This is a genomic window from Paenisporosarcina sp. P4_E4_2 (genome assembly GCF_056401595.1).
In genome coordinates this window covers 1-7,704 of the sequence record NZ_JBFUJC010000144.1, presented here as the reverse complement: position 1 = coordinate 7,704, position 7,704 = coordinate 1, and the positions used below count along the sequence as shown (strand labels likewise).

The 7,704-nt window shown below is 41.0% G+C and carries 10 protein-coding genes; 8 read left to right on the top strand and 2 right to left on the bottom strand.

Features of this window, described 5'->3' with window-relative positions; translation table 11 throughout:
• From AC1DSB_RS11190 to AC1DSB_RS11160, 7 genes are all read left to right on the top strand, one after another.
• The coding region (locus tag AC1DSB_RS11190; RefSeq protein ID WP_477586729.1) for a GNAT family N-acetyltransferase at positions 1-496 on the top strand (496 nt) is incomplete at its 5' end.
• A gap of 1 nt (position 497) precedes the next feature.
• Positions 498-857 carry an MmcQ/YjbR family DNA-binding protein gene (locus AC1DSB_RS11185; RefSeq protein WP_342542848.1) on the top strand — a complete coding sequence of 120 codons (360 nt, stop codon included), beginning with the start codon at positions 498-500 and terminating at the stop codon, positions 855-857.
• Positions 854-1,258, top strand: coding sequence for an HIT family protein (locus AC1DSB_RS11180; protein WP_477530928.1), 405 nt, complete (start codon positions 854-856; stop codon positions 1,256-1,258). Before AC1DSB_RS11185 ends, AC1DSB_RS11180 begins: the two co-directional genes overlap by 4 nt.
• A 231-nt stretch (positions 1,259-1,489) precedes the next feature.
• A complete protein-coding gene (gene abc-f, locus AC1DSB_RS11175; protein ID WP_477586728.1) occupies positions 1,490-3,133 on the top strand; it encodes a ribosomal protection-like ABC-F family protein in 1,644 nt (547 codons plus the stop codon).
• A 139-nt stretch (positions 3,134-3,272) separates the two neighbouring features.
• Positions 3,273-4,250, top strand: coding sequence for an ABC transporter ATP-binding protein (locus tag AC1DSB_RS11170; RefSeq protein WP_477530930.1), 978 nt, complete (start codon positions 3,273-3,275; stop codon positions 4,248-4,250).
• Positions 4,243-4,884 (top strand): ABC transporter permease, encoded by a 642-nt coding sequence (locus AC1DSB_RS11165; protein WP_342542852.1) that lies wholly within the window; start codon positions 4,243-4,245, stop codon positions 4,882-4,884. Before AC1DSB_RS11170 ends, AC1DSB_RS11165 begins: the two co-directional genes overlap by 8 nt.
• Positions 4,885-4,895: 11 nt before the next feature.
• Positions 4,896-5,810, top strand: a complete 915-nt coding sequence (locus tag AC1DSB_RS11160) for an ABC transporter substrate-binding protein (protein WP_477530931.1) — start codon at positions 4,896-4,898, stop codon at positions 5,808-5,810.
• Positions 5,811-5,864: 54 nt separating this feature from the next.
• On the opposite strand, the gene AC1DSB_RS11155 is transcribed toward AC1DSB_RS11160, so the two are convergent.
• Complete coding sequence (locus AC1DSB_RS11155) at positions 5,865-6,680, bottom strand: SGNH/GDSL hydrolase family protein (RefSeq protein WP_016429679.1); 816 nt, start codon at positions 6,678-6,680, stop codon at positions 5,865-5,867.
• Positions 6,681-6,767: 87 nt separating this feature from the next.
• Positions 6,768-7,073: a nucleotide pyrophosphohydrolase gene (locus tag AC1DSB_RS11150; protein WP_016429680.1), complete on the bottom strand. Its 306-nt coding sequence runs from the start codon at positions 7,071-7,073 to the stop codon at positions 6,768-6,770.
• Positions 7,074-7,530: 457 nt separating this feature from the next.
• Here AC1DSB_RS11150 and AC1DSB_RS11145 point away from each other — a divergent pair.
• Positions 7,531-7,704 (top strand): DNA-3-methyladenine glycosylase (locus AC1DSB_RS11145; RefSeq protein WP_477586730.1); only part of this gene is annotated, 174 nt, incomplete at its 3' end.

Here is a 7,704-nt window from a genome sequence, read left to right as displayed (position 1 = left end):
ATTATTGATGGATCAAGGCTTATACCGTCTGGATAAAGTCGAACAATCACTCGAAAAAAGTTCGGGATCTTGGCGCTATGCGAGAAAAGACGAAGCGCCAATACTGGCAACTTGGTATAAAGCGTTCGAACAGGATACGGGACTTAAAAGCTCCCCACCTGAAGTGATTAATGAGCGCGTCATACAGTTTCTTGAGGATCAGGAAGTATTCTTTTGGGAAGACAACGGGAAAGTCGTATCAATGATGAAAAAAGCACGTCCTTCAGATCGAGGGGTTACCGTATCATTTGTTTTTACTCCTCACGAGGAAAGAAAAAAAGGCTATGCGCGGACGATGGTCGCTGCTGGAAGTGAAGAGTTGCTCAAAACATATGACTTCTGTGTACTATATACAGATATGTTGAACCCGACGTCCAACAAAATTTATCAGGAAATCGGTTACCGGAAAATTGCGGATTCCATTCACTTAGAATTTTTACCGGAAAAAGGGCAATGAAATGGAAGCGAGTGAATTGAAAGCATGGTGTGCCGCACAAAAAGGGGCACAGTTTGATTATCAGAAGGACTGGGATGCAGAGCGTTATTTAGTTGGCGGGAAAATGTTTGCTATGTTCGGTCACGATAARTCGGGTACGCCGATCCTTTCATTGAAATGTGAACCACAACGTGCAGATATGCTTCGTGAAGAATTCGAAGACATCCAGCCAGGCTACTACATGAACAAAACCCATTGGAATTCTCTAGCTTTAAATGGTACTTTGCCGGATGCACTTTTCAAGGAATGCATTACACATTCATATGAATTAGTGTTTAAAGGATTGACGAAAAAAGTGCAAAACGAGGTGAGTAGTCAATGAACTGTATTTTTTGCCGCATCATAAAAGGTGAGCTGCCAGCGAGAGTGGTAAAGGAAACAGAGGAAGCCATTGCATTTTTGGATATTGACCCCATTCAGAAAGGCCATGTGTTGGTTTTGCCAAAACGTCATGTGCCGGATTTAACAGACATGACAATAGAAGAAAATATGGTGGTTATGTCGCTTTGTCAAAATGTCGTGAAATCCATAAGGGAATGTTATCCTGCAGAAAGTGTAACGATTATGCAAAACAATGGAGCGTGTATGGAAGTTCCGCACGTCCATTTTCATATCATACCGAGGTTTTCAGAAGATGGCTTCAAAGTGGTGGAACCTGTTATTGAAATAAGTAATGGTGAAATGGAAGAAATTGCGCGTCAATTGAAAAGCAATATGGTATAATTTTGTTACTAAGTATGAAGGGACGATGGGTGACTGATGGATATCTAATCTGATTTCTATGCAAATGAACATTTTTGCAAAACGGAAATTGGATTCGTCTGCCCATTTATCCCATCATCGTAACTCTTTTTGTACATAAAGAGCTTTTTTGTGATGACTATAAATGATCAGTGAATCCTTCCGTAAAAAAACGGAGGATTTTTTTATTTCTCCGAAATTGGAGGGATCATGATGACCTTACTAGGAAAATTACAGAACGTATCGATACAATTTGGAAGTAAAACAATCTTGAAAGATGTGACGATGGACATCAGACAAGGGGGATGCATTGGAATTGTCGGTGCAAATGGCGAAGGAAAGTCAACCTTACTGTCAGTCCTTGCGAACGAAAAGGAACCAAGTGAAGGGTTAATTCAGTGGTTTGGTGGCATACCTTCGATGCATTATTTTAAACAGCAAGTATCTGAACCACAAGAATTTGCGCCTGTTCAAAAGAGGGAATTGCATAAATGGCAAGTTCCAAAAGGTCGTTCATATGAATTAATGAGCGGTGGTGAACAAATGAAACAGAGGCTAGTGCAAGCTTTTTCAAATCAAGTTCAGTTACTGATTTTAGATGAACCGACAAATCATTTGGATCAGCAGAGCTTACATGAATTAATAGCGCAAGTTAAGCGTTTCAAGGGGACTGTTATGGTCGTTTCACACGACAGGCATTTCCTGGATGAAGTGGCTGATGGGATTTGGGAAGTGGAACATCAAGGTGTCAAAGCATATGAAGGGAATTATTCTGTTTTTCGCACTCTAAAAGAAGAGAGACGAAAAGCGCAAACTCATCTATTTGAGGTGCAACAGAAAAAAATTGCCCAGATTGATGAACAGATTTCTTCTCTTCAAAATTGGTCTGCAAAAGCTCATTCACAATCGACCAAGCAAGAAGGATTTAAAGAACATTATCGGGTAAAAGCAAAAAGGATGGATACTCAAATCCGTTCGAAACGTAAGCGGCTTGAAGGAGATAAAGCAAAAGCCGAACTCAATCGTCCAACAGAAGAGAAAGCAGTGTCATTTTCTATTGAAGCAAACCGTAAGCAAGGAAACCGCGTGATTGAATCCAAGTCCGTCACTAAAACTTTTGGAAGTCACACACTTTGGAAAGATGCTTCATTTACCATTATGCAAGGTGAAAGAGTTGCACTCGTGGGACCGAATGGATGTGGAAAGTCCACATGGTTGAAAATGCTGATGGAAGTAGAACCGTATGAGGGTGAACTGTGGAGAACAAAAGCGATGCGTATAGGCTACTTGCAACAGTCCATAGATGATATACCGGAAGAGAAAACTCCGGAAGAATGGTTTGTCCCTCATGATTTTGACTCCCGGGGAATGATTCAAACTTTGATGATCAATCTGGGGTTCGGGAAAGAACATTGGCGATTGCCGATCAAGTCCATGAGTATGGGAGAGAAATTGAAACTAAAATTAATGGCTTTCATGCTCGAACAAAAAGATGTATTGCTACTGGACGAACCGACCAATCACTTGGATTTACCTTCGCGTGAACAACTGGAGCAAACTTTGTCTACGTATCCAGGGACCATTATCGTTGTGACGCATGATCGATACTTTCTTGAGAAAATCGCCACAAAACTCCTGGTCTTTGAAGGTGGATGCATGAAAAAAATCGACATGACTTTTAAAGAATGGCAAAATCGCCAAGTTGAAACGGCACAACAGCAACAACTGTTGAAGCTCGAAACAGAAAGACAGGYAATCCTTGGCGAAATCAGTTTTATATCCAAACATGATTCAAAATATGAGGCACTTGACCAACGTTTCAATGAATTAACTGCTCAAATAAATGCTTTAAAGTAGTAAGCTGCATCCACTCGGTTACACAAATCGAGTGGATGTGTTTTTTTATGAATAAGTCGAAGAAAATATGCATATTTCATATGATTAACGGGTAATAGGAAAAAGATATACATACTGAAGCTTAAAAGGGGCAGAGGCTGTGATTCGATTTAATAAAGTAACGAAAAGGTTTGCGGATGGGACGGAAGCATTAAAAGATGTTTCATTGACCATTCCGACAGGCATGTTAACGGTGATTATCGGTCCCAGTGGATGCGGTAAAACCACATTGATGAAGATAATTAACCGACTGGAAGTACCTACCTCAGGCGATATATTAATTGATGACCAATCTATTAAAAATCAAGATGAAGTGGGACTTAGAAGATCTATAGGCTACGTCATTCAGCGTATCGGCTTATTTCCCCACATGACTATCGCTAAAAACGCTGCATTGGTACCTACATTAAAAGGGTGGACTGCAGAAAAGACACAAGCCCGTGTCAACGAACTGATGGACATTGTTGGACTCGATCCGGAAAAGTATTTGAACCGATTTCCACTTGAATTGAGTGGAGGTCAGCAACAACGTGTAGGCGTAGTACGTGCATTGGCTGGGGACCCGAACATTGTCTTAATGGACGAACCATTCAGCGCTCTCGATCCAATCAGTCGTGAACAACTTCAAGATGAATTGCGAAATCTTCAACAAGAAATTCAGAAAACCATCGTTTTTGTCACGCATGATATGGATGAAGCGTTGAAAATAGCTGACCATATTATTGTATTGCGAGATGGAAAAGTGGAACAAGTGGGATCTCCAGAAGTGCTTATCCATCAACCTGCCAATGAATTTGTACGGAATTTTATCGGTGAAGAACGCATTAATCGTAAACGGTCATTTGGCAAATGGAAGATTGGGGAGTTGTCACCGTTTTACACTCAATCCAATATGAGAGAACAAATTGTTTCCATTAACTCTTCAGATGACGTGGAACAAGCAATTGCCTTATTGGAAAAGCCCCATACAGATGTATTGGCGGTTTATACGAATGAAGAATTTGTTGGCTACCTTGACCAATCTTCGTTGTTAAAGGCAGTAATAGCAAAGGAAGAAGGTGCTTCTTCTTATGACTGATTTTTTGGATACACTCCAAAGTCGCTCTGATCTTATTCAACAAGCGTTCCTCGAACACATCTATTTATCTTTCGTGGCACTGGCAATAGGCATTGCGATTGCCTTGCCGCTTGGAATGATGATTGCACGCTATCGAAAATACGCAGAACCTGTAATAGGCATAACTGCAATATTTCAAACGATACCGAGTTTAGCATTATTCGGTTTCTTGGTACCTCTCATCGGAATAGGGTCAAAAACAGCACTCATTGCACTTGTTATTTATGCTTTGCTACCAATCCTCCGCAACACCTATACAGGGTTGACCAGTGTTGACTCATCGATTATTGAAGCGGGACGCGGAATGGGAATGACGCGGACACAGATATTAAAACAAATTGAGTTTCCGCTTGCTTTGCCATTTATAATGGCAGGTATTCGAACAGCTACCGTCCTGACAGTTGGGATTGCAACACTCGCCACGTTTGTGGGTGCTGGTGGTTTAGGGGATGTCATCTATCGAGGTTTGCAATCGTATAATAACTCGCTCGTTCTTGCCGGTGCACTTCCGGTAGCATTACTGGCTATCAGTTTCGATTTATTATTGAAATGGGTTGAAAAGAAAGCAACACCAAAAGGGATGAAAACACATTAGGAGGAAATGACATGAAGAAAAGGTTAGCGGGTATAGCACTTTTAACATCGTTAACGTTAGTTGGCTGTGGCTCATCAAACGATGCTGGGGGCAACGCAAGTGAACCGATTGTAATCAGCGGGAAACAATTTACCGAGCAGTTTATTTTACCCCAAATACTCGGCCAGTACGTGGAATCCAAAACAGATTACAAAGTGGAGTATAAAGAAGGGTTAGGCGAAGTGGCGATATTGACACCGGCGCTTGAAAAAGGTGATATCGATGTCTATGTAGAGTATACGGGAACAGGGTTGCAATCGGTTTTGGAGGAAAAGTTGGAACAAGATGAAAGCTCCGAAAGTATTCTGGAACGTGTTCGTAAGGGATATGAAGAAAAGTTCGGTGTCACATGGCTGGAACCATTGGGCTTTGAAAATACGTACACTTTAGCTTATAGCAAAGATAAACCTTATAATGCTGAGACCTATTCTGACTTGGTTAAAGCGTCGAAGTCAGAAGACATCGTGTTCGGTGCACCCCATGCTTTTTATGAGCGACCTGGGGATGGTTATGATGCCTTGCTGAAAGTGTATCCATTCGAATTCTCTGGTGAGGAAAGTCTGGATCCAAACGTAATGTACGAAGCGGTTAAACAAGGAGATGTTGATGTCATTACGGCCTTTACGACAGATGGCCGAATTGAACGATTCGATTTAGCCATCACAACAGACGATAAAGGTTTCTTCCCGAAATATGATGCAGCCCCACTTGTTCGTGAGGAAACACTCAAAACGTACCCTGAACTTGAAGATGTGTTAAACGAATTAGCAGGAAAGATTTCTTTGGAAGATATGCAAAAGATGAATGCACGTGTCGATATTGATGGTGAAAAAGCAGAGGATGTAGCACATGACTTCTTGATTGATAAAGGTCTGATCAAGAAATAACTAATTGATGTAAAACAAAAAGCGCAACTCTGCAAGAGCTGTGCTTTTTGATCTTTACATAGTGCTTGGAATAGTTTCTTGTTTTTGTTGAACGAAAGGCCATAATACTTCGGCCCAAACTTTATATCCGCGATCGTTCGGATGAATGCCATCTTTTAACGTAGATGGGAGGGTTATGTTTTTTGAAGACATATGGTAGAGCATAGCACCATGTGTATCAAAATAACGCCATCCCTGCTTTTTGATATAGGCAGCCGTTTCATCAACATAATCTGTAAACTTCAGGCCAAACTGATTAAGTGTTGGTCCAAATTTATTTTCGGTGCATGGATTTGGCGAGAGAAAAACGATGCGAGTTTCCGGTAATGCTTCAGCGTACAATTTGTATAGAGAATCCAATGATTTAAACGTATCATCCAAAGACACATTTTTATTGTGGTTATTAATTACAGATGTCTCAATAAATAAAACATCCGGTTGCTCTTTCAATATGGGAGCAGTCACATGATCTTCGAGTAACCTTACCGAAGTATAGCCTGAGTAGCCATGATTTGAGATGATAAGGTCTTTCAGAGAATGGTTCGTATTTCGAAGATTTGCTTCGATACGTCCACGCCATGTTTTCGATTGATGGGAAGATCCAGATCCGCGTGTGACACTACTGCCAGTAACGGCCATTTTTGCTTGTCCTGAAATCATAGAACGGAAAACCAGATAATCGGCCAATGATTGGTTCGGATTGTATTTTGGATCGTACGTTTTAATGAGTGTTGGATTTGCGCTTACTTGATCCTGCTTTGTATCAGTTCTTGTATAAAAGAAGAGGAGTGAGCCCGCTGCAATCCAAATTAACCACTTCCAGTTGTTCATGCAGTCAACTCCTTATTAGCTTTTATAAATAATGTAATATTCAGTTAACTATACTTCAATAGGAAAATAGATGTATGTAAGGACGATTTATACTGATTTAGACGGTATTGGGTACTTTATGGCATTTTTCTTCATTTTTTCACGAGCCGCTAACATTAAATCTTCACCGATTACATCGGAGAACTGAAGCAAGTAAATGAACACGTCAGCCATTTCATCCACGATGGCTTGTTTGTCGTGAGCAATCGCTTCTTCGCCTGAACGCCATTGAAAGCATTCTAAAAGTTCACTTGCTTCCAATGAAATAGAAATGGCCAGGCTACGTGCATCATGATTGCCTCCCCATCCACGATCGTCTCTAAATTGATTGATTTCATTTATTATCTCTTTCATTCTTATCATCCCCGTTTCAATAATATTTAATGTATTCGTTTATTATAATAAGGCAATTTTAAGCATACTGTTGATATTCCGCAAAACAGCTACTTTCCCTTAGGAAAGACGTTGGTCGACCTGTATTCAGCCAATGTCTTTGTTCTTGCGATTACTCGTCGCAGCGATGCTCCATATTACTTACTGTAGTGGAAGGCGGCGACTCCAGCGGGATTAGCGTGTCCAGGTGAGACCCCGCAGCGCAGCGAGGAGGCTCGCGGACCGCCAGCCTGTTTCTGTTTCTGCATCGCTACGCTAGCTTCGAAACATGGTAGATCGTTGCATCGCTACGCTAGCTTCGAAACATGAAAGTGCGTTGGAACAGAAATCAACAATATAGTTTAACAGCGGCCAGCACAAATGTACGATAAAAAAGAGGATAGCTTAACATAGTTAGTCTATAACAATAGAAAGGGGGATGTACATGAATTTCCAACCTATATCAGCCGACTTTTTTCAGCAATCAACTATTAATCTTGCGAAAAATCTAATCGGACAATACATCGTCCATCAACATCCATCGGGTTTGGTCGTGGCCAAAATAATAGAAACGGAAGCATATATGGGACCTGAAGATCGTGCGGCTCATATC

Coding starts and splice junctions, on each gene's coding strand:
- AC1DSB_RS11180 (WP_477530928.1), top strand. CDS start 854: ATGAACTGTATTTTTTGCCGCATCATAAAAGGTGAGCTGCCAGCGAGA.
- AC1DSB_RS11165 (WP_342542852.1), top strand. CDS start 4,243: ATGACTGATTTTTTGGATACACTCCAAAGTCGCTCTGATCTTATTCAA.
- AC1DSB_RS11160 (WP_477530931.1), top strand. CDS start 4,896: ATGAAGAAAAGGTTAGCGGGTATAGCACTTTTAACATCGTTAACGTTA.
- AC1DSB_RS11155 (WP_016429679.1), bottom strand. CDS start 6,680: ATGAACAACTGGAAGTGGTTAATTTGGATTGCAGCGGGCTCACTCCTC.
- AC1DSB_RS11150 (WP_016429680.1), bottom strand. CDS start 7,073: ATGAAAGAGATAATAAATGAAATCAATCAATTTAGAGACGATCGTGGA.